1 pseudogene is annotated in these 344 nt (G+C 45.9%); it reads right to left on the bottom strand.

Annotation, left to right across the window (positions count from 1 at the left end):
- Positions 1-124: 124 nt before the first annotated feature.
- Positions 125-344, bottom strand: a pseudogene (locus tag Q0871_RS18650) (IS1182 family transposase); the annotation flags it as partial.

Here is a 344-nt window from a genome sequence, read left to right as displayed (position 1 = left end):
AAGTCTGTTGGTCCGCCTTTGTAAGTACCGTGTGGTGGAATGAAACTCTTTAAACCTTGGTTTTCTAAAAATGCATAGTTCTCTCCGCTACTATAACCTGTATCAGCTACACAGTTTTCAAACACTAAACCTTGTTGCCATCTGCGTGGTAAGCCCTAATATCTGTGATCACATGATGCGCTGTATCGACACTAAGCTGGCTCAGGTAGTTCAGTTTTCTGGCTTTGCCAGGCTTTACGCTTATTCTGGCATCAGGGTCGGTAGGGCTGTAATGGGTCTTGTTACTGGTATACTTTGCCCCTTTGTTACCTGCGCCCGGTCGCTGATCTTGGTCTTTTGCCCAT

This window comes from uncultured Maribacter sp. (assembly GCF_947500985.1).
Taxonomy (GTDB): domain Bacteria; phylum Bacteroidota; class Bacteroidia; order Flavobacteriales; family Flavobacteriaceae; genus Maribacter.
The sequence above is the reverse complement of the archived record's forward strand: the minus strand, read 5'-3'. Positions and strand labels throughout refer to the sequence as shown.